A 22,105-nucleotide genomic window follows, 5' to 3' on the forward strand; every position below is an offset into this window, starting at 1 on the left:
TACCCCCATAAAGAAAGGGCCAGTTGGCCCTTTCTTTAAAGCTCAATAAAATTGTTAACCGCGGCGCCAACTTGTCCCCTTATCACCATCTTCTAGTACAATATTCAAGGCTTTCAAAGCATCACGCGCTGCATCGGCAGCAGCCCAGTCTTTATTGGTTCTGGCATCGTTGCGCGCTTTAATCAAAGCTTCGATGTGGGCTACATCATCACTGTTGTCTGCGGGATTTAAACTGCCCTGCAAATACTCTTGAGGGGCTTGTTGTAGTATCCCTAACGTTGCTCCAAGGCTGACTAATATCCCAGCTAAATCACTGGCAACAGCAGATTGTTCATTTTTAGCTTTATTCAACTCACGTGCCACATCAAACAATACTGAAATCGCTTCAGGTACATTAAAATCATCATCCATGGCTTTGTTAAAACGAACTAGATAATCACTAAAATGAATATCTACCTTGTGGTTTACCTCAACGTCACGCAAAGCCGTATATAAACGTTCTAAACCAGCGCGAGCTTGTTTGATGTTATCTTCTGAATAACTTAACTGGCTGCGGTAATGGGCCGACATTAAGAAAAAACGTAAAGTCTGTGCATCATAATCTTTTAACACATCACGCAAGGTGAAAAAGTTGCCAAGTGACTTAGACATTTTTTCTTGGTCTACCTGCACCATACCCGTATGAATCCAATAATTTACATAGGGTGTGTCATAGGCGCAGCATGATTGTGCCACTTCGTTTTCGTGGTGAGGAAAAATCAAATCCGAGCCTCCACCATGAATATCAAAATGGGCTCCAAGGTGTTTATGATTCATCGCCGAACACTCAATATGCCAACCAGGACGCCCTTCTCCCCAAGGCGAACTCCAACTTGGCTCTCCGGGTTTAGCAGACTTCCACAAGACAAAATCCATCGGATCACGTTTATCGTTATCCACTTCAACTCGTGAGCCTAAATTAAGCTGTGATAAGTCCTGTTTACTCAACTTGCCATAATCAGCATAAGACCTAACATCAAACAATACATCACCCGACAAACCTTGATAGGCATGGCCTTTTTTGATGAGTTTTTCGATGACCTGAATAATTTCACTAATATGCGTAGTTACACGCGGTTCGATATCAGGTTTGAGCAAATTAATCGCGGCAAAATCTTCATGCATCATAGCGATAGTGCGCTGTGTTAACTGCTCGGTGGTTTCATTATTTACATTGGCGCGTTGAATAATTTTATCGTCAACATCAGTGATATTACGCACATAGTTGACCTCTAAACCCCGTGCACGCATATATCGCACCATCAAATCAAAACTTAAATAGGTGCGTGCATGGCCCATGTGGCTTAAGTCGTAAACAGTAATACCACAAACATACATGCCCACCTTTCCTGCTTGCAATGGCTTAAATTGCTCTTTTTGGCGAGTGAGAGTGTTATATATGTGCAGCATGTAAATGTCCTGTTTGATGGTTGGTTCTGCAAAAACAGCGATTCTAGCATTCACACCAACGCATCGCATTAAGCAATAAACACTAAGAGTTAAAAACTTTTACGCTTTAGTGTTAGAATGCGCCTTTTACTAACATGTTGACGTTACAGGACAACTTAATGGTTAAACTACATACAAATTATGGGGTTATTACTCTCAGCCTATTCGCTGATAAAGCTCCACTTACCGTGGCCAACTTTTTAGAGTATGCAAAAGATGGCTTTTACGACAACACTATTTTCCATCGTGTTATCGATGGTTTTATGGTTCAAGGTGGTGGATTTTCGCCAGGTATGCAGCAAAAACCAACAAAAGCCACGGTTAAAAACGAAGCCAATAACGGTTTAGCCAATAATACCGGTACAGTGGCGATGGCACGCACCAATGAACCACACTCAGCTACGGCGCAGTTTTTTATTAACATAAAAGACAATAGCTTTTTAAACTTCCGTAGCGAAACATCCGATGGTTGGGGCTACTGTGTATTTGCAGAAGTTTCTGAGGGCATGGACGTGGTTAATAAAATCAAAGCCGTCAGCACAGGTAATTCAGGCTATCACCAAGATGTACCAATTGAAGATGTAGTGATCCAAAAAGTTGAGTTAATTGATTAATAAACAACATTAATTGAACTTAAGGGCAGATATTAATCTGCCCTTTTATTGTAGAACATATAAAACTCTTCACTAAGATCTCAAATGCAACCATTCACGTATTTTATCTCAGACCTACATCTATCGGCACAACGCCCAGATATTAGCCAATGTTTGTTTCACTTTCTAACAACCCAGGCCGTTCAGGCAGAAGCCTTATATGTATTAGGTGATTTATTTGAAGTTTGGATAGGGGATGATGATAACAGTGAGTTTAACCTCAGTATTGCTGCAGCATTCAAAGCCTTAGCAAACCAAGGCATTCCTATTTATTTTATTCATGGTAATCGTGATTTTTTAATCCGCCAAAAGTTTGCCCTGCAAGCAGGTATGACTTTATTACCAGAACAATGTGTTATCGATCTTTATGGCACCCCAACCCTAATCATGCATGGCGATGAATTATGCACACGTGATGTGGTATATCAAAAGTTTAGACGCAAAGCCCGAGGGTGGTGGTGGCCTAGATTAATGTTAAGTTTGCCACTGGCGCTACGCCGCAAAATTGCTGAAAATGGCCGAAAAACCAGCAAAAAGAATCATGCAGGACTCACTATGGAGATCATGGATGTCAGCCCAGAAGAAGTTACCAAAGTCATGGACCGACATCAGGTTAATCAACTTATTCACGGCCACACACACAAGCCGGCAATCCATCAACTTGACGTGAATGGCCAAGCAGCCAAACGTATTGTATTAGGCGACTGGTATGATCAAGGCAGCATATTAAAAGTTAGCCAAGAGCAAATTCAATTATTAAATCAATCGTTTGATTAGCCTTATGACCAACATTCTACACTTCCCTTAGCAGAATCTCGATAACAGCTTCTCGACTCCAGTATCCTGCTTCGCTCTATCTTTCAACATGTAAACATTGACCTACTCTCGTCGCTCAAATTTTTCCAACACCACACTAACATTGGTAATTAAACAGCCACATTTAATGCAACCTATTGATAAGCATGGTAATGAAATAGCGTACTTTTTGAGCTAAGCCAATCGGTGAGCTGACACTAAAATAGTGCTTGAATACAGCACTTGTATTGCCACACTCGTCGCAAACAACAAGTTGAATTTGGTATTCACCTGATTGCATACCCCCCTTAACCCGCAACGTTGCATCACGGGTTATCAAGGTTTTATTTGGCTTAAGTTTTATGGATTTTTGATCAGCGTCCATCGGTATTCCGTTATTTTTCCACCAATATCCACAGAGCGCTGAGCACTTAATAACAAATCTTCAGCAAAACCAATAGTAGTCGGTGCATCTATCACCGCAGTGGGCTTTTTGTCATCTCGGATAATTACTTTGGTAATGGTGGGAGCGGATTCATTACCTGAATCATCAACTACCACAAGCTGAAACTCGTAAACACCCACAGCTAAGGGTTTGCTGCTGTCAGTTTCGATACTGAGATTGGCGTCTGCCGTTTTGATGGGGTTATTGACTGCAAGTTTATTGGATTTGATAGTGGCCATGATGCAAAAATCCCAGTAAGTAAGAAGATAATAAGCATAGTCAAAATTTTTAAATTTTGTGCACAACTAAATCTTTCAAATAACAAAAGCATTGATCAATACGACACTTTTCCATTGCTTGCACGCCTAAAATCAAGCAAGCTTTAACGATTTGTTTACAATCAATCAATGGGGACATCTTATGTATTTTGCCAAAACAACGTTAACAAAGTCTTTTCAGGCACTAGGTCTGGTTTTTATTGCTGGTATGAGCGTGGGTTGCTCAGAGGTCGAAGTTGCTAAAACCGATGTACCACAAGCACAACAAGCCGTAGTAGAAACACCCGCAGCCATAGAAGTTGCCGCCACTGATCCACAATTGAGTGTGCAATTATGGTCAGTTAAAGATGCCATGATTGAAGATTTTGAAGGTACCTTAACAAAGTTAGCCGCCATGGGATTTCAAGGTGTTGAGTTTGCTGGTATTTTTGGCCGTTTTGAAAAAAATCCCGAAGGTTTAAAAGTGTTTATTAATTCACTTGGCCTTAAAGCTTCAGGCGCCCATGTTCATTTTGACAAATTTACCCCAGAAAATTTTGATAGCACAGTAGCGTTTTACCAAGCGATTGATTGCAATTATTTAATTATTCCAATGGATAAACGTGCTTTCACTTTAGAAGGAGCTAAAGAAGTCGCGGCTGATTTAGCGGCTTTACAAGATAAACTGGCCCCCTTTGGCATGCGCGCTGGATACCATAACCACAAACCGGAAATGCTCGGTGATGTTGGCCAAACTCCTTGGGATGTCATTGGTTTGGGTACCAACAACCAAGTTATTTTGCAACAAGATGTGGGTTGGACCGAAGTAGCAGGTAAAGATCCAATTGATTTTATTAAAGCCTATCCAGGGCGCACCATCACGACTCACTATAAAGCCTCTGCACCAGAGCCTGGTAATTCAGAAGATCCCATTATTGGTCAAGACACCTCTGACTGGAAAGCCTTGATCACGGCTAATCGCACCATCGGTGGCACCGAATGGTTGGTGGTTGAACAAGAATCCTATCCTGAAGGTTTGACCCCCATGGAAAGTGTTGAAGCGTCACTTAAAGGCCTGCAACAAATCCTCAGTGACATGAAATAACCCGACACAAAATACGGTTGGCTTTAGTGCCAACCGTTTATCCAATCAACTCAAACTAACAACCAGCATCTTGTAAATTAATTTCCACACGATTACGTCCGTTTTGTTTGGCTATATACAATGCTTTATCCGCCGCAATTAATTCGACTTCCAGTGAAGTCTCTGCGTTAGCTAACGTTACGCTGGTACCAATACTCACCGTCAACGCAAAGCTCGTGGCAGGATCAACGTCAAACCTTAATTCGGCGATACTTTTTCTTAAACGTTCACAAATACCCAAAGATTGTGTGTTGTCCTGCAATAAAATACAAAAAGCAAACTCTTCTCCACCATAACGCCCATACGTATCCTCTTGACGAAAGAACACGCTAAATGCATGGGCGAGTTTAACCAATACTTTGTCGCCAATATCGTGACCATAGGAGTCATTGATCTTTTTAAAATTGTCGATATCTAACAAACCCACTAACAATACCTGATGATCCCGTTTAGCCCTGCTAATTTGCTGCTTGGCTTGCTCCAAAAAACACCTTCTATTGGGAATTTTGGTCAGTACATCATAATAGGCAAAACGATGAAGTTTTTTATTTACATCGTGTAATTCTTGGGTTCTGATGCGCACGATTTTTTCTAGATTAGACTTTAATTCTTTGAGGTTTTTATTGTGGGTTTCAAGTTGTTCGGCGCTGTATATTTCACTGGTAACATCCCGTTCAATTGCAGCAAAATGTGTCACTTCGTTGTATTTATTTCTGAGTGGAAAAATATTTAAACTCAACCAGTAGGGATGACCGGTTTTAGTGTAGTTACGAAGCTTAGCAGACACATTTTGTTTATTTTGCAACGCCTCTCTAATGCGATCTAACTCCTCTTGGTCGGTCTCTTTACCCTGCAATATTCTGGGGGTCTCGCCAATTACCTCTTCACGGCTATAACCCGTCAGTTTTTCAAAAGCATTATTCACATAAACTATCCGTGGCCCTAAGGGTTTTAACAGATCATCGGCTTCGGTAACAATGATGATATCCTGGGCGTTATCAACAATAGATTGAAAAGAAAACAAACTTTTTTTGTCGGTAATATCGTTAAAGGTCACGACAATAAAGCTATTTTTGTCGGTTTCGGCTATCTCAGGGTACGCGTTAACCATAAACCAAGAGGGCTTGTCTTGGCTGCCGTCGATAACACCCAGTACCATATTGTAAATTGGATTTTTAAAACGTTTTACTTGGGAAACTGGAAATTGTTCGTTTAAAAGTGTATGACTTGCTTCATCAATAAAACGCCATTGTGGATCAAAAGCATCCTTCCCAATCATTTGCTCATAACTTAACCTTAATAAACGCAAAGCTGTCGGATTAGCGTACACGACAGAGGTATCCCATTTATGGATCACTACTGCAATATTGGCGTTTTCGAGCAAGTTTTTTAAGGTTTGGTTATCAAAATTACCCATAAGTACTTCACTTGTTTTTTATGCCACAACTGAAGGTTAGAACAAATAATTACATTTGGCAGAATTTTATCAAATCGAGCAGCTAGACTATAAATTAGCGTACTTAAGATAGGAGCCGTTTATGTTTTTGACTAAGATTAATTCTTAATAAACAAGGATAGTTATTGAATTAACCTGAGGAAAAAGCGATAAATGAGCTGAACTTTTCATTGTCGGGAGTAGATTGTGCACGTCAGCCATATTCTTAATGAATTTCTTAATGTTAGTGTCGCTTTATCAACAGAAAAAAACACCAGTCGACTGCTTGAGTCCATCTTACTGTCTGCAAAAAAGTTAGCCAACGCAGATGGTGGAACTATCTATTCAGTCAATGACAAAAACGAACTGGTATTTGATACCTTATTTAATGACTCATTAAAACTGCATATTGGTGGCTCGTCTAACAGTATCGCCAGTTTAAATTCGATTCCTATTTACATCGATGGTGAAGTTAATAAAAGCGCAATTGTGGCGCAGGCAGCGGCAACTGGTGAAGTAATTAATTTAGATGATATGGAACAGGCCAGTCAATTACACAGCCAACGTTCGAAAGCCATAGATCAACAATACAATTATCACACCAAATCGATTTTAACGATCCCGATGAAAAATCATGAAGGGGACCTGAGTGGTGTATTGCAATTAGTTAATGCGCGTAAGGAAAATAGCGATACGGTTATCGCTTTTAGTACCGAATTATCTCGCACAGTCGAGGCGCTCGCGTCTTTGGCTTCTGTTGCTTTAACCAACCGCCAGTTAATCGATAACATGGAAGAATTATTTCAGGCATTTACCCGCCTGATAGCCAAAGCCATCGATGAAAAATCTCCTTATACTGGTGGTCATTGCCGCCGTGTTCCCGAATTAACCATGATGATAGCAGAAGCCGTGCATCGCCATACTGAAGGCCCGATGGCGGCATTTACGATGACAGATGCCGATCGTCATGAACTTAATCTGGCGGGCTGGATCCACGATTGTGGCAAAGTTGCCACACCTGAATACGTCATGGATAAGTCTAAAAAACTTGAAACCGTTTTTGATCGAATAGCACTGGTTGAAACCCGTTTTGAATTGGCCAAACGTGAAGTTGAAATACATTATTTACAACAACTTGCCAACACTAACGATGCAGTAACTAAAGCCGCTTTAAAACTCGAACGGGATACACAACTATCTCGTCTAACAAGTGATCTGAATTTTGTAGTCACTGCCAATACCGGTGGCGAGTTTATGAAACCCGAAGATCAAGCCTATTTAGTTACCATAGGCCAATCACAGTCCGTCAACATTAATGGCAAGCCAACGGCGCTGCTCAGCGACAATGAAATCTATAACTTACGCACCGCTCGTGGCACCTTAAATCCGGAAGAAAGAACCATTATCAACCGACATATGGATATTACTGTAGAAATGCTGGATACCCTGCCTTTCCCCAAACACCTTAAACGAGTGCCAGAGTTTGCTGGCGGCCATCATGAAAAAATGGATGGCACAGGTTACCCTAAACGCTTAAAGCGTGATGAGATGTCGATCCCAGCCCGTATCATGGCTATCGCTGACATTTTTGAAGCATTAACAGCCGCCGATCGCCCCTACAAAGATGCTAAAAAGATCAGTGAATGTTTACGTATCATGGGATTTATGAAAAAAGATAGCCACATTGACCCTGACTTGTTTGATGTATTTATTAAAGAAAAAGTCTATCAAGAGTACGCACTTAAATTTCTTAAACCCGAGCAACTCGACGAGATTGATCTAAGTAAAATACCGGGATTTTCGCTCAGCTAAGTAATACCAATTCCTTTAAATAAATTTTTCAGTGGGAATTAAATCCGTTTTATATTTACCGGCACCGCGGCGGAAAAGGAACTCAGCCCTATGAGCTTAGCCGTACTAAGTGCTACTCAATTTACAACTCATGGTGAGAGAGTGCAGCCAACAAACGTGCAGTTTCAAGGAATGGTATAAGGATTTATTTGCTGGTGTGGGTAAAACTACCATCCCAATCATCAGGGGGTGGCTCTTGCAAAAAGTGCTGAATGCGTTGCTCGTACAATGCAATCAAATGCCTATTGCTAAAGTCAGGACTTAACGTTGATAACTCAGCCTGGGCCTGGGTAAACTGCCGTGAAAAATAACATTCCAATATGTGATTAAAATCGTTACAAGCCTTTTGTTGCGTTTGACTTAAATGCACGGCTAAAGGTGAGTAGATAGTCACAGGCGCGTCTTTTCCTTTTACTTTAACTTTATCAATTAACAAATAACTAAAGTCCTGCGCTTGTGCGCGGGTAAATTCACCAACTAAAATATCTACCCCATAAAACTTGGTTAAGCCCTCTAAACGTGAGCCCAAATTAACCGCATCACCAATCACGGTATAACTACGGCGAAAGTCTGAGCCCATATCACCCACGTTCATTTCACCGGTATTAATACCAATGCCAATATGAGCAAGCGGTTTGTTTTGTGCCACAAAAGTCAGGTTTAAGGTTTCCAGTTCTTGCAACATACTAAAAGCCGCCGCCACCGCTTTATTGGCATGTTGCGGCTCATCTAAAGGAGCCCCCCAAAATGCCATTACCATATCACCAACATATTTATCGATAGTGCCATCACCTTCCAATATGCAGCGGGTAATAGGTGAAAAAAACTGGTTAAGCCACAGTTTGAGCTCACCGGCTGTCATGGTTTCAGAAATTGACGTAAAACCACGGATATCGCTAAACAATACCGATAGCTCTTTTTTCTCACCAGCCAAGGTCACTGACTCAGGGTTTTGCAAAATACGGTCAATATGGGCAGGAGGAACGTACTGATCAAATACCGCTTTTACCTGACGGCGTTTTTTATTTTCCAGAAAAAATCCACTGCTTATATAAAAGACAGCCAATAACAAGGTCAGTAATAAAACACTGAATAAGGGCAAATAGATAAAAAATTGATACCACAACAACAGATTCACACCAATCACCACGACTAGCAGTAATAAGGCAAAAACACTGGTAACCAAGGGGCTACGTTCACCCAACAAACATAAACATAAGATGCCGATAACTAATAATTGCAGCAACATTACCTCTGCCCACCAATCTGGTTGATGAGGGATAAATTGTGGTGCAATTAAGGCATCAAATACTGTGGCGTGTATTTCCACCCCAGGAAAACCCAAAGCCACTGGTGTGGCCCGTAAATCCGCTAAGCCGGTGGCAGAAGTACCCACAAAAACGACCGCCTGATCAAAACGTTGATCTTGAATTTCATCATTTAATATTGCGGCAGCAGAGGTATAAGGATAAGTGCGAGCTTGCCCTCGAAACGGTACAAAAATCTTCGCCTGATTATCCGTCGCAACCCAAGTATTGCCGATACGCAGACCCTGTAAATAGGCTTGCTTAGATAGATTTTGCCAAGTAGGGATCACCTGTTCAATTAGGCTATAAACCCTGAATGCTTCCAGCGCCAAAGACGGATAGAGCTGGCCATCAAGTTCAGCAATTAGCGCCACTCTTCTGACAAAACCATCGGCGTCTTCAAACGAGTTCATATAGCCCTGACCTGCAACTACCTCCGCCAATGATGGTAATAAACCCGCGTAACCAGAATATTGTGGAACACCAGTGATAGCCTCTATTTGGGTTTGTGCCACGCCATCAGCAGATAATACACCGACCCGTAACGCTTGCAGGGTTTTACTGTCTTTATCTTGATGTAATAAAACCGAAAGCACAGCTTCAGTATTGGCAAGGGCGGTAACAAACTGTTGATCATAGTCAAACTGCTGCAATAGCATTTCGCGTTGATGCTGTGCCAGTTCTTGCTCTAAACTGGCTAACACCGCAACTGCTGGGTTAATTTGTGGCTCAGCAAACAACACGTCATAACTGATCACTATGGCACCCAGCGCAGTGAGTTTTTGTGTTAGTTCAGCAAAAATCTCCCGTGACCATGGCATACGACCAATATTAGCTAGGCTGAATTCATCAATATCAACAATTTGGATATTAGTAACACTGGCGGGCCAAGGAGGCAGTCGTTTGACTTTTAGATCATAAATCAAACCGTCTATGCGCTCACGAGGGAGTTGAAAAAATGAGACTTCCAACAACTGAAAAAGCAAGACTGCCACCAACATCAGCGTGGGAACAAAGTATCTCAAGCTGCGTTTTAGTTTTTTAACCAACAAATGGGAGGGCAATTAAGCCCCCCTTATCAGTATTGAAAGCCAACTTATAGCCTTAAAGGGGATCAACAAAGCTTAGTTACCTTGCCCTAAAACTTCTACCGTCAAAGTAACGGTGGCTTGGCCAACTTTGCCACTATGGTCACTCAACTGATAAACAAAACTATCTTCACCAACAAAACCACTCGTTGGTGTATAAACAAAACTACCATCCAGATTTAAGCTAAGTGTGCCGTGTTGAACAGAGCTTACAACTGTGGCTACTAAGTTAGGTAATTTTCCTTTATTACTAAATTCCAGCTCATAAATGGGTGATGAAGAGGTATTTTTAACCAACCATAAACGATCAGAGTTAGCATTGAGTGCTAATCCACTGACACCGGAGATACCTTGAGGTAGAGCTAAACGTCTAACGACCTTACCCTCTGGGGTATACTCGATAATGTTGTTATCAATACTGCTCACTAGATATAGGTTACCTGTCTGGCTATTAATATCTAAATCACCATAACTGACATTAAACTGGGAGCCACTGGCGTTTAACAAAAAGCTCGATATTACTGCTCCACTGTGAGGATCAATTTCAGCCACCAAATTACCCATGCCCTGGCCAGGCACATTGTCTTGTAACAAGAAAAACGTGCGAGTAATGGGGTTATAAGCGCCGCCAACTACATGGCTATTGCCAAATGCCGTATTAAGCTGAGCTATTACAGTATTAGTTTTAGGATCCACCGCATAGATTTCAGTTTCAGCAGTTTCACCATTGATAATCAATAAGCTTCCCTGAGGCACCGGGGTATTAGCCAGACTGAGCGCTTCTGGTGCAATATCCATATCGGCATCATTGGCGCCCTCACCTTGCCAGTCCAAAGTGGTAAGTACCTGCCCCGCTCTGTCTAATACCGAAATGGCGGAACCAAACCCCGAATAGACATATAGGTGTTGGCGATACTCATCCACCGCTATGGCAATAGGTTGACTAAAGGTGGTAACAATTTGATTTCTGATCGCCAAACTATCACCCACAAGTGGCATATCAGGATCATTATCATTGGCTAACACTCCTGGGACACCCACAGCTAAAGCCTGATCACTAGTCGCTTGAAACTGATCGTCTAAGGCGACAGGTTCATCTGAAAAATCAATAGTCGCGTAACCTGATACGATGAAATCTAATCTATCCAGTGGCCCTGTATCACTGGAATTAGCGGTTAAGCCTACATTGCCAATACTGCACTGTTGGTTATTAGGTAAGCCCTGACATACCTGTTGGTTGGTCACATAAGCACCAAAATTACGTAAGGTAGAAAAACCAGGCACAGGATAAGAAGATTTAATCACACCACCGCTAGCAGGAAATAAACTCAATTCAAACAAGGCGTCACCTACGCTGGCAAACGTTATTTGGTTACTTCCTGCTGAAACAGAGCGAGCAACTACAGGTGAATTACCCACACCGCCATAACTCATAATAAAGGCATAAGTACCACCTTGACCGGGTTGATTGCCGCTGCCAGCACTCTCGACATATTCACCTTCCATCGAGCACACCGTATCGATAACTTGCAAACAATCACCAATGCGATACAAACCAGAGCCTATGCCGTTACCAGGGGTGGTTTCACCTACACCTATATACAAAAACTCACCTTTGATGTTGAGAGAGTCACCGGTCAAATCGTTTGGCACGGCCTGCACATCAATACTTACTGTTGCAGTGTCAGTTTCGCCAGCAGGGTCGGATATTTCATAACTAAAGGTCACTAAACCTACATAACCACTAGGCGGGAAATAAGTAAAACTGCCGTCAGTACCAAGGGTAAGAGTACCCGTATTAGGTCCACTCACTGGCTGAGTATTAACCGTAATAACATCCCCATTAGGATCTTCGTCATTGACTAACAAACCGCTGCTTTTTTTGATATCCAGGCCGGTATTTTGATATATCGGAAAACTGTCATCATTAGCAACAGGTGGCAGGTTATTAATGGATATAACGATTGATACATTGCCCGTGGCAGTGCCCCCGTTACCATCTGAGACCTCATACTCCACGGTATCTTGCCCCACATAACCAGTGTCAGGGGTGTAGGTCAGACTATTGTCATTTTCTATCACCACTGTGCCATTTTGCGCACTGGCCTGCGACACTGACAAACTATCACCGTCGGGATCCTGATCATTACTCAGCACATCAATATTAACTGGGGTATCAAGTAACGTAGCAGCGGAATCATCACTGACCACCGGATCATCGTTAACAGGCGTGACCTGCACAATTATCTGGGCACTATCGGTTAAACCTAAGGTGTCGCGAATGACATAATCAATTACCACCTGACCGTTAAAATTAGCTAGCGGTATATAATCAATATTTACACCATTGAGGCTCGCCTGACCTGAACTCGCTAAAGCCGAGACCAATGAAATGTTATCGCCTTCAGGATCACTATCATTATCTAAAGGAGCAAAGCTGGCGCTGTCGTCTTCCAACATTGTCTCTGCATCATCAACCGCTTGAGGTGGGTTATTGGGTATAGTACTGTTGGGTGCAATCACCAATCCTTGGCTAAAAGCACTCTCGCCACTGCCATCCACTCCGACCAACACTACATAATAAGTATGTGCAGCATTAAGATTAGTGAATGAAACCGAGGTACCACTTAAGGCTAATCGCGCTTGACCTTCAGACAGTTGCAAATAATTGTGTTGCCCTACTCCACTTTGCCCTGCAAGGTATAAGTTGTAACGCAGCAATTGGGAATTTGCATTCCAACTCAAATCAATAGTGCTGCCATCCGCACTGCGGGTATATTGCAAACCACTTAACTGCTGGGGCTGCCAATCAACTGTCAAACTCGCAACTTGCTGTTGAGTATCGGTTTGGTCTGTTACCCACAATCCCAATACTAATGGCCCAGCGTTGGCCACATAAGCGCCAGGGTAAATACCGCTATACATGGCCGAGTGTTCATTGCCTGAGCAACTCGTATTTGAACTACACAATACATGGCGAGATGATCCCGCATTAAAGCTGATTGCTACGGACTTTAAGCCGTCCAAATCACTGACTTTTATATCCAGTAATAAATTACCTGCAACCACTTCATTATTAATAGGCGCTAAAAAACCACCCACGCTATCACTGGTTGATTTAGCTAAACGAGCATTACTAATTTCTGCGGGCGACTCACTACTCCCCCCACAGGCCAATAAACTTAAGGCAAAGATACAAGGTACTATCTTATGTAGCAGCATGTTCATCATTCTCCTTAAGGTTTAAGCTGGCGTAAAACAAAAGAACCGGACGCTTCAGTATTGCTCGCGCTGCTGTCATATAATGCAATATTACCCAGCACGCCTTGAGCTTGATCAATTAACAACGCTTCAATTGAACCACTGGCGAGATTGTTACCGTGGGACGCAAAGTTAACTGACAAATCTAAAACACTGTCTCGAACGATACCGTCAAAGGCGGCAAACCATTCCCCCCCCGCATCCGTAAAAGACAAATTACCTGTGGGCACTCGTGCGCTATCAAAATTGATCGACATAGATATATTAAAATCATTAATCTCCCCCAAACTGCTACTAACAGAGTGTTGGTCAAGTTGATCAAACACCGCCAACCCTTGACGACTCACATCAGCGGGTAACCACGTTGCGGCGAGTCGATCATTATCGATATATCTTTGACTATTAAGTTTGCTCAGATAAATGCTGTCATCAGCTTGTTTGCTTGAAAATGCAGGCAATGCAGCCGCAAAACCCGCGTCAGCTAATTCAATAGGTACTTGCTCGTATAGATCACGACTATAACCACTGGAAAATGCCAAGGGAGTTTGTAATAAAAATTCAACCGAGCCATCTGCTCTGACGATGGCAAACTTGTGAGGTAACAGTGGTCCTAAAGAAAAACTCTGACCTAAGGTACCTGCCGTTACTTTAATATCGATAATGCCTTTCCAACCAGCTAAATATAAATCACCTTCTATTAACTCAGCTTCATAATGGGTACCACGTACACCGATACTGGCCACTGGAGTGACTAACTTGTAATTATCCGGTGTTTGCTGCAAGGCACCAGTCACGGTTTTTAATCCACCTTTTAACAAAGACATACTGATCGTGCCTTGTTCAGTTTGTGCATCAAACTCATAACTAACAATCGACAGTTCGCTTGAGGCCTGCATCGACAGCAGTCCGCCATCGATCATACGTAACTGGGTAGCACTTTGTTGTCCAGTGGTGACCAAATCGGTGTTATAAACGGCTGAACGTCTGGCCAAAGCACGCTTTTGTTGATCTGTCAGCGCCACTACCTCACCTTGCGCCATAATCGCCTTGCCAGCGGTGGTTGACTGCGTTTGCCCCAAAGCACCAAAACTGACCAACAAGCCTAGGCTAGCCCAAGTTAGTAATGAACTAAAACCAAATGCAGACTGCATTAAAACTGATAACGAGCGCCAATCCATAAATTGCTCCTGTTGTAATCATATAAAGCCAAGTTGCTGCGGTTATCCACCACACTCATTTGTGCCGTTAACAGCCAATCGGCGCGCCACTGATAATGTAAGTCCACAACCAGTTGCATAAATTTGTCTTCACGAGTTTGTGCAAACAGCGGATGATCTTCCGCGTATTCAGCTTTGAGGTAATCGGCGCTCAGTTTATAGTACCAACGAGAGGAGAGTTGCTGGGTAAAACTATAACCTGCCCCCAATAACTGCCGCGAATTAAAGTCCATCTGGCTTTCCTGACTTTGTTCATCACCTAGTTTAAGGCTAAAACGACTTAAGCCAGCAAAAGTTGGCGTTTCAAACCACAGGTTAAACCACAGCTGATCGCGGCTTAATTCAGTAAAATCTGCATAATCCAAACGACCAAGGGTTAGCTCGCCACCAATGGATGATTGACTAAAAACAGCTTGTCCAGCCTCAATAATTAAACCGTAATAATCTAAAAAACTTTCACCATCGAGCCATAAAGGGCGATAAAACACACGAGTACCCACATCTTTACCGGCCAATTTGCCGGTATAACCGACAATGGCGTTAAAGTTTGATTTGGACTGAGCCAACTCTTCGGAATAGCCGGTGTAACTGGCGCCAAGTGAGGTATACCAACGGGATGTTTGAGTAAGCGGGGCCACATAACTAAACTGCGCATTGAGATCATAAAAACTACTACTGATTGCCTGACTTTGCTCAAACAATTTAACTTGCCCGAGTAAAGGCACGGTAATAAATTCGTTTTCTATGCCGTTATTAGGGTTCGAATCCTGCCCCAAGCCAAGTTGCAAAGTATTGTGCCAACCTGAGTTATCGTTACTTTGACGACGTTCGATGGCCCTTATGTTTTGTTCAACTACGTTTTGCATTTCAGGCGACATTTTTTGCAAAGCAAGATGGTTAAATTCCACCTCTGCGGCGGCTAAATTACCCAGTTCATAATAACAAGTGGCCAGCGCAAATCTGGCAGAAACTGTTTGTGGCTGAACCTGCACCACCCGCTCTAAAGCATAGACCGCAAGATTACAATTATCTGTTGCTTTAGCGGCTAAACCAAAAGCGAGATCAAAATCTGCTTCGCCTTCTAGTTCATTTTGCTTAGCCTCAGCTAATACATAAGCCTCAGAAATCTGCTGCTTATTTAATAATTCAATGATTTGTTGTGGAATGTCCGAAGAGGCAAAAGACTTAGCTGTAAGTAACAAACCTACAGCGAATAAACAGCATGAAGTTAAGCATAAACGGTAGTGGTGAGAGCTTGGTTGGCGTTCCATGTTTTCAACCCAAAAATACGCAATGCCTTGAGTATATAAGGATTTTTACGTACCGCTATATTTATTATTGCTTGTATTTGGCTTTTTTATACAAAACCCCAAATGGTTAACAATGACTACCCGTTTTGCTGTGTGCGATCGCGTTGTTTGATATAGGCATTGGCATACATCGTCAGCAATTTCTTTTGTTCGGCTTCATTCAGTTGCACCATGCGACTTTGTAGATACGCTATTGCGGCTTTCATTTCCATTGTCGAATTTGTAGGGCTTGTGTTTTGGTTTTTATCTGTTAATTGCTCAAGTAATTGTAGCGCTGCTTTACCACTTGAAAATGTTTGATAACCGGCCAAAATCTCTTTGTCTAAATATTCAGCGACTTGTTTAGCGCTGTCGAAGGATTCATTGGCGACCTGACCAAAATGCACATGTACTCGGCCTTTTTTGCCGGTAATGCCATTAACAATACTACGCATATCCTCATTGTCGGGTTTGTCGTAAGCTCCCAATAAATCTACCTGATGTAACTCCTTAGCTTTACTGATATCACAGGGATCAAACTCATAGGATATCGACACAGGCACAATACGTAATTGCCTTACATAATCAGCAAACTCAATTTCTTTGGGCTTATTAATAGTCAACATCGAAATAATCGCTGGGTTGGTAATGTCATTACCGTCTTTTGCCCGCCCTTCACGCTGGGCAATCCAGATATGCTGTTTATCAGTTTGTAAAGTATGAAAAATATATTCACTTAGCAGTTTAGCCGCGGCGAGTTTTTCACGTCTGTCAGGTGCCGAGCGTTTAACAATAAAACACTTATTTAAACGAATTAAATCAGCCACCCACTCTTTTTTAAGTAAGTTATCACCCACCGCAATCCTAACGGTATCTTGTTGGTTAATATGTAATACCCAATTAACCAGTGCGGGATCTAAGGCGATATCCCTATGATTACTCACAAATAAACAGGCCTGACTGAGATCCAATTTATCTAAACCACTCACGGTAAAAGCTTGAGTTGTGGTATCGATCATACGCTGCACGTAGGGCTCAACTAAACGTCGAAAACCAGTTAAATTCTTAATGCCGGATATCTGACTAATAATATAATGACGAGTAATAAAACCTAATAATGGCCATGTAAATTTAGGCCAAGCAGAAAACTTAAAGGCCACAATAGTGCGGATAAACTCTTTATTATTAAAAAGCTTAGTTAATATACGAGGCAGATCAGTATCATCATATGGCCTGATTGCATCAAACTTGGAGATCATCTTACTCACACAACCTATATAGAAAATAGCGGGGCATTTTGCCGATATTTCAACAAATCAGCAAATGCTTTACCTGTTATTTGCACTAATCAGAGCAGTCACAAAAAATCCACTTATTGTTGAGCGCTTTGTAATACTTGCCAATTTAGTTCGAGCTGAGAGTTTGCCGTGGCCACAAAGATCGACTCACCGCTCAAGGTAATGGCCCAATCCATTGTGCGCTCAACTACGGCAGCTAAGCTTTGCACTTCGGCATAGTTAAATTGTATGACGTCAATAGGTAGGGTTTGCAACTGAGCCATGCTTTGTTTCCACCACACATTGGATTTTGCATTAAAACTATATACCGCCGTGTGTTTAGCCAGGCGACAGGCCTTTTTCATACGATCAAAAGCGGGTTCGCCCACGTCTATCCACAATTGCAATTGGTCATCTAAACTGCGCAACCAAATATCAGGCTCGTCCACCGAACTTAAACCTTTGGTAAAACTCATCACTTGCTCGGTATCACTATGGGCATGCAGACAAAAGGCCACTACCCTCGCCATCATACGTTCTAAGGTTTCAGAAGGATGTTGGGCAACGGTTAAATTTAGCGCGGTATAATGATCATGGTTCAAATCGCTTAGGGCGATTTTAAATTTGTAAATAGTGGGTTTTAAAGCCATTGATACTCTCAGCATGAAATTGACACTAAAGCTAAGCCTTAAAGTACAAGCCAAGCCTCAAAACAGCCAAGATAATACAGCAAAGACCCTCCTTGTCTTGCTAAATTAATTTAGATTTTACCTGTCACTCGATCCCAAAATTCGCCCCGGTCATTGCTACGCGGAAAAGGCTCGTTGGGTACTGGCACCCCAAGAAATTCACACAAAGGCTGCCAGCCCTGCTTAACATCAAAAACCAGTAACTGATCGGCGGGTATAGTATTTTTAACCGCATCATTATGCGCCGTATAAGCTTTCATCAATTCCTGACGATTAAGTCCCAGCGGTATTCCGCTTTTATGGATAACTTCCATGGACATAGCCAACCAGTCTTTCATTTCGATTGGTGCGCTGTCTTTCTCAGCCAAAAGCTGATAAATGGTGGGGGCAAAACTGTCAGCCCAGCTCTCTGCACTGCGCTCGGTTAAAATAAATTTAGCCATCGGATAAACACTGATTAATTCTTTAAAAAAACCGGCTGTTGGCCAATCAACGGCACTGTTATAACCGCTGTAAATCGCCTGCCAATCAGCATTCCCCGTTAAAGCCGCTGTCCATAAAGGCACTTGTTTTGGCATAGCATGTAGTACTTCTTCCATATGAAAACAAGGCCCGAAGCCAAGTTGGTTTATAGCGAGCATGAGTGAATAGGTACCTGTTCGCCCCACCCCTGCGCCAATTACTTTCATCGTCATGGTTATCCTTCCTCGTTAAATTTGATTGCTAGGTTTATTATGCGTGCCAACACTTGGAGTCCATTAAAGATAGCATGGGATTTCCAGTGCCATTATTTAATCAACTGCTTTTATTACGAGTCGCTTATTATGAACAATCTTCGTGAACATTTTAATGCACTGACAACTTTGTTGTTGCAGACTCAAACTTATTGGCGCTCCGTTGCTTTTCATCATGCCGAGCTACCATGGATGGCACAACATCCGACCTTAGTGACTCGTTTATTGGCTCTATCCCTCGCACAAACAGAGAAACTTGCGAGTGATGCAAGCACCCTTCTAACCTTTTTTGAAAATGAAATCTCTGGGGCCACTAAATTGGCAACGTTAAGCAACTTGCCTGTGCTGGTGCACAACCCCCTTGCAACGGTCAATCCACGTTTTTATGCGGGCATGCCTGGCCGTAAGTGGCAACAAATCCAAGCTTTTGCGGCATGCTGCACGGACAGCCCCTTACCCATATTGGAGTGGTGTGCAGGCAAGTCGTATTTGGGGTTTTATCTACAGCACTTACAGCAAAACAAAGTGAATGCATTGGAGTGGGATGCAGACTTGGTGCAACAAGCGAATAGTCGGGCTAAACACTCAGACAGCAACTTACATTCCCATCAGGTAGATGTGCTAAGTGCAGATGTACTTACCCATATTCAGCCACTACAACAAGTTGTTGCATTACATGCTTGTGGTGAGTTACATGAAAGGTTATTAAAACTCTGTGTCGCACAAAAAGTACAACAACTGCACCTTGCGCCCTGTTGCTACCATAAACGCCAAGACGAGCTTTACCAACCACTCTCTCACCAAGGTGAAAAACTGAACTTAGCCCTCAATAAAACAGAATTACACACCGCAGTAATGGAAACCGTAACAGCGGGCGCCAACGTGCAGCGTCAGCGTAAACACCTACAAATAATGCGTTTAGGTTTTGATTGTTTGCAGCGCGACATAACAGGCAATCAACAATTTTTAGACTTACCTTCATTGCCAGCTAAATGGGCACGTGCCGATTTTAAGGATTTTTGTTTTCATTGCGCAGACTTAAAAAATATCACCCTGCCCCTAGATATCAACTGGCAGCATTACCAGCAACTTGGCGAACAACGTTTTAAACAAGTATCAGCTCTGGACTTAGTGCGCTTTTTGTTCCGCCGCCCACTCGAAGTGTGGTTGGCACTCGATCGAGCTTTGTTGTTACAAGAGCAGGGGTATAGCGTGCAGCTTGGCACTTTTTGCCCCAGCCACGTTACTCCACGTAATATATTGATCCAAGCATATTTACCTTAAAAAGACCTTAAAAAAAACATTGTATAACCTTATAAAGACAAGTCAAAAAGACAAATCCTCTATCAAAATATTTTTATTTTTTATTTAAACAAATTCCATTGTTTTCAGATAGTTAGCCTAGTATACCTAGTAATTGCTAGATCTAATTTAGCACAGGGTAAAACACAAAATTAGCTTATTTATCTGCTAGTCAAGCCAGCATTAGAAGTCGCGATTGGCAGGTAGTAGGCTAAATAAAAACATAATAAAACTGGAAGAAACTATGAATACTCAACTATCCAAACTGGCGAAAAACATTCGTTTTGTTATTGCCACTTCTGCCGCACTTAGTGCCACAGTCGTAGGTTCAGTAAATGCACAACAAACAAAAGAAGACGCCAATGTCGAAAAAATTGCTGTAGTTGGTTCACGTGGTGCCCCGCGCTCGGTGCAAGACTCCCCCGTTCCTGTAGATATTATCGGTGGCGAAGAACTTAACAAAGCGGGTTCTGCCGATATGTTAGATTTGTTGATTGGTGCTATTCCGTCTTTTAGCGCACGTTTACAACCTATTTCAGATGCGGCAACCTTAATTCGCCCAGTCAACTTGCGTGGTTTACCCTCTGACAGCACCCTCATATTAGTCAATGGTAAACGTCGTCATCGCGCATCTGTTATTGCGTTTCAGGGTGGCGGTGTAAATGATGGTGCGCAAGGACCAGATATTTCAGTTATTCCCAGCATCGCGATCAAACAAGTAGAAGTATTACGCGATGGAGCCGCAGCGCAATATGGTTCTGATGCTATCGCTGGTGTAATGAACTTCGTTTTGAAAGATGCCGCTGAAGGTGGCTCGTTTGAAGTGAAACACGGCGAATATTATGAAGGTGATGGTGGCACCACCACGTATGCCGGTAACCTTGGCCTGCCATTTACCAAAGATGGTTTTGCTAACCTAAGTTTTCAACTTAAAAACGCCGACGCCACCAGCCGCAGTGTGCAACGTCCCGATGCGGCGGCGCTAATTGCTGCAGGCAATACCGCAGTTGGTGATCCTGCGCAAACTTGGGGTAACCCTGAAATCAAAGACGACATTACGCTGTTTGGTAATGTGGGCTTAGATTTAGGAGATGACAAAGAGTTTTATATGTTTGGCAACTATTCAGAACGTGATGTGACAGGTGGATTTTATTATCGTAACCCACACAACCGTGGTTCAGTTTACCTTGGCCCAGGCGTTGATGATGGCGTACGAGACGGCGAAGGAAATGTTGTATTAACACCAACGCTATTAGTGGGTGATGTCGCACAGTCACAAGGCGCAGCGCGCACCTGTGGCGTCGTCCGCACCAATGTACCCAATGTATTAGTGACTGACGACTATCTTGCAATGGTCGCTGATCCTAACTGTTTTGCCATGAACCAGATTTTCCCAGGTGGGTATACCCCAGCTTTTGGCGGTAATATTACCGATACCTCATTGGCCATAGGCACAAAAGGCGAAATCAAAACAGGCTTCCTTGCCGATGTAATGTACGACATTAGTGGTACTGTGGGTCGTAGTGAGTCGTCTTTCAATTTAAAAAATACACTTAACCCATCTTTAGGTTTAGCCACCCCTACCGAATTTGAGACAGGTAAATATATCCAGTTAGAAAAAATGTTTAACTTGGATTTGGTAAAATCTGTCAACGCAGGTTTAGCTGAGCCTCTGACGATTGCCGGTGGTTTAGAATGGCGAGAAGAGTCCTTTGAAATTGTTGCCGGTGACGAAGCCTCATGGAAAGCTGGCGCTTATGCTGACCAAGGATTTAATATCGGCTCGCACGGATTTAAAGGCTTTGGTCCAGAAAGTGCTGGCACCAACACCCGCCGCAGTGTTGCCGCTTACGTTGATGTAGAAGCTTATTTC

Annotated in this window: 16 protein-coding genes; 6 read left to right on the forward strand and 10 right to left on the reverse strand. The window is 42.6% G+C overall.

Going from position 1 to position 22,105, the window contains the following annotated elements; genetic code table 11:
- Positions 1-54: 54 nt before the first annotated feature.
- A complete protein-coding gene (gene cysS, locus AX660_RS07565) occupies positions 55-1,449 on the reverse strand; it encodes a cysteine--tRNA ligase (protein WP_068374761.1) in 1,395 nt (464 codons plus the stop codon).
- A 158-nt stretch (positions 1,450-1,607) separates the two neighbouring features.
- Between cysS and AX660_RS07570 the strand changes: the two genes are divergently transcribed.
- Positions 1,608-2,102, forward strand: coding sequence for a peptidylprolyl isomerase (locus AX660_RS07570; protein ID WP_068374764.1), 495 nt, complete (start codon positions 1,608-1,610; stop codon positions 2,100-2,102).
- Between the two features lie 84 nt (positions 2,103-2,186).
- Positions 2,187-2,918: a UDP-2,3-diacylglucosamine diphosphatase gene (lpxH, locus tag AX660_RS07575; protein ID WP_068374767.1), complete on the forward strand. Its 732-nt coding sequence runs from the start codon at positions 2,187-2,189 to the stop codon at positions 2,916-2,918.
- A 378-nt stretch (positions 2,919-3,296) separates the two neighbouring features.
- Here lpxH and AX660_RS07585 read toward each other — a convergent pair whose 3' ends face one another.
- On the reverse strand, positions 3,297-3,620 hold the full coding sequence (locus tag AX660_RS07585) for a hypothetical protein (protein ID WP_068374773.1): 324 nt from the start codon (positions 3,618-3,620) through the stop codon (positions 3,297-3,299).
- Positions 3,621-3,801: 181 nt separating this feature from the next.
- Between AX660_RS07585 and AX660_RS07590 the strand changes: the two genes are divergently transcribed.
- Positions 3,802-4,743 (forward strand): sugar phosphate isomerase/epimerase family protein, encoded by a 942-nt coding sequence (locus AX660_RS07590; RefSeq protein ID WP_235594677.1) that lies wholly within the window; start codon positions 3,802-3,804, stop codon positions 4,741-4,743.
- A 55-nt stretch (positions 4,744-4,798) separates the two neighbouring features.
- On the opposite strand, the gene AX660_RS07595 is transcribed toward AX660_RS07590, so the two are convergent.
- Positions 4,799-6,199, reverse strand: a complete 1,401-nt coding sequence (locus tag AX660_RS07595; protein WP_068374776.1) for a sensor domain-containing diguanylate cyclase — start codon at positions 6,197-6,199, stop codon at positions 4,799-4,801.
- A 225-nt stretch (positions 6,200-6,424) separates the two neighbouring features.
- Here AX660_RS07595 and AX660_RS07600 point away from each other — a divergent pair, with 225 nt between their 5' ends.
- Positions 6,425-8,029 (forward strand): HD family phosphohydrolase, encoded by a 1,605-nt coding sequence (locus AX660_RS07600; protein ID WP_068374779.1) that lies wholly within the window; start codon positions 6,425-6,427, stop codon positions 8,027-8,029.
- 184 nt (positions 8,030-8,213) lie between these two features.
- Here AX660_RS07600 and AX660_RS07605 read toward each other — a convergent pair whose 3' ends face one another.
- The 7 genes from AX660_RS07605 to AX660_RS07635 all read right to left on the reverse strand — a co-directional run bounded on the left by AX660_RS07605 (position 8,214) and on the right by AX660_RS07635 (position 18,891).
- Entirely contained in the window at positions 8,214-10,439 is a 2,226-nt protein-coding gene (locus AX660_RS07605; RefSeq protein WP_082768776.1) for a CHASE2 domain-containing protein, read from the reverse strand.
- 60 nt (positions 10,440-10,499) lie between these two features.
- Entirely contained in the window at positions 10,500-13,685 is a 3,186-nt protein-coding gene (locus AX660_RS07610; protein WP_162266407.1) for an Ig-like domain-containing protein, read from the reverse strand.
- Positions 13,686-13,699: 14 nt separating this feature from the next.
- Positions 13,700-14,902, reverse strand: a complete 1,203-nt coding sequence (locus AX660_RS07615) for a FecR family protein (protein WP_068374785.1) — start codon at positions 14,900-14,902, stop codon at positions 13,700-13,702.
- Positions 14,875-16,212 (reverse strand): porin family protein, encoded by a 1,338-nt coding sequence (locus AX660_RS07620; protein WP_068374788.1) that lies wholly within the window; start codon positions 16,210-16,212, stop codon positions 14,875-14,877. Before AX660_RS07620 ends, AX660_RS07615 begins: the two co-directional genes overlap by 28 nt.
- 116 nt (positions 16,213-16,328) lie before the next feature.
- Entirely contained in the window at positions 16,329-17,489 is a 1,161-nt protein-coding gene (locus AX660_RS07625; protein ID WP_068374789.1) for a 1-acyl-sn-glycerol-3-phosphate acyltransferase, read from the reverse strand.
- 113 nt (positions 17,490-17,602) lie between these two features.
- Positions 17,603-18,157 (reverse strand): YaeQ family protein, encoded by a 555-nt coding sequence (locus tag AX660_RS07630; RefSeq protein WP_068374796.1) that lies wholly within the window; start codon positions 18,155-18,157, stop codon positions 17,603-17,605.
- Between the two features lie 110 nt (positions 18,158-18,267).
- Positions 18,268-18,891 carry a sulfotransferase family protein gene (locus AX660_RS07635; RefSeq protein WP_068374798.1) on the reverse strand — a complete coding sequence of 208 codons (624 nt, stop codon included), beginning with the start codon at positions 18,889-18,891 and terminating at the stop codon, positions 18,268-18,270.
- Between the two features lie 129 nt (positions 18,892-19,020).
- Here AX660_RS07635 and AX660_RS07640 point away from each other — a divergent pair, with 129 nt between their 5' ends.
- Positions 19,021-20,214, forward strand: a complete 1,194-nt coding sequence (locus AX660_RS07640) for a methyltransferase (protein ID WP_068375355.1) — start codon at positions 19,021-19,023, stop codon at positions 20,212-20,214.
- Between the two features lie 262 nt (positions 20,215-20,476).
- Positions 20,477-22,105 (forward strand): TonB-dependent receptor plug domain-containing protein (locus AX660_RS07645; protein ID WP_157884314.1); only part of this gene is annotated, 1,629 nt, incomplete at its 3' end.

It is taken from the genome of Paraglaciecola hydrolytica (genome assembly GCF_001565895.1).
Classification (GTDB): domain Bacteria; phylum Pseudomonadota; class Gammaproteobacteria; order Enterobacterales; family Alteromonadaceae; genus Paraglaciecola; species Paraglaciecola hydrolytica.

Excerpts from the sequence above, each read along its gene's own strand:
- cysS (WP_068374761.1), bottom strand. The coding sequence starts at position 1,449 with ATGCTGCACATATATAACACTCTCACTCGCCAAAAAGAGCAATTTAAG.
- AX660_RS07570 (WP_068374764.1), top strand. The coding sequence starts at position 1,608 with ATGGTTAAACTACATACAAATTATGGGGTTATTACTCTCAGCCTATTC.
- lpxH (WP_068374767.1), top strand. The coding sequence starts at position 2,187 with ATGCAACCATTCACGTATTTTATCTCAGACCTACATCTATCGGCACAA.
- AX660_RS07585 (WP_068374773.1), bottom strand. The coding sequence starts at position 3,620 with ATGGCCACTATCAAATCCAATAAACTTGCAGTCAATAACCCCATCAAA.
- AX660_RS07590 (WP_235594677.1), top strand. The coding sequence starts at position 3,802 with ATGTATTTTGCCAAAACAACGTTAACAAAGTCTTTTCAGGCACTAGGT.
- AX660_RS07595 (WP_068374776.1), bottom strand. The coding sequence starts at position 6,199 with ATGGGTAATTTTGATAACCAAACCTTAAAAAACTTGCTCGAAAACGCC.
- AX660_RS07610 (WP_162266407.1), bottom strand. The coding sequence starts at position 13,685 with ATGCTGCTACATAAGATAGTACCTTGTATCTTTGCCTTAAGTTTATTG.
- AX660_RS07615 (WP_068374785.1), bottom strand. The coding sequence starts at position 14,902 with ATGGATTGGCGCTCGTTATCAGTTTTAATGCAGTCTGCATTTGGTTTT.
- AX660_RS07620 (WP_068374788.1), bottom strand. The coding sequence starts at position 16,212 with ATGGAACGCCAACCAAGCTCTCACCACTACCGTTTATGCTTAACTTCA.
- AX660_RS07625 (WP_068374789.1), bottom strand. The coding sequence starts at position 17,489 with ATGATCTCCAAGTTTGATGCAATCAGGCCATATGATGATACTGATCTG.
- AX660_RS07630 (WP_068374796.1), bottom strand. The coding sequence starts at position 18,157 with ATGGCTTTAAAACCCACTATTTACAAATTTAAAATCGCCCTAAGCGAT.
- AX660_RS07635 (WP_068374798.1), bottom strand. The coding sequence starts at position 18,891 with ATGACGATGAAAGTAATTGGCGCAGGGGTGGGGCGAACAGGTACCTAT.
- AX660_RS07640 (WP_068375355.1), top strand. The coding sequence starts at position 19,021 with ATGAACAATCTTCGTGAACATTTTAATGCACTGACAACTTTGTTGTTG.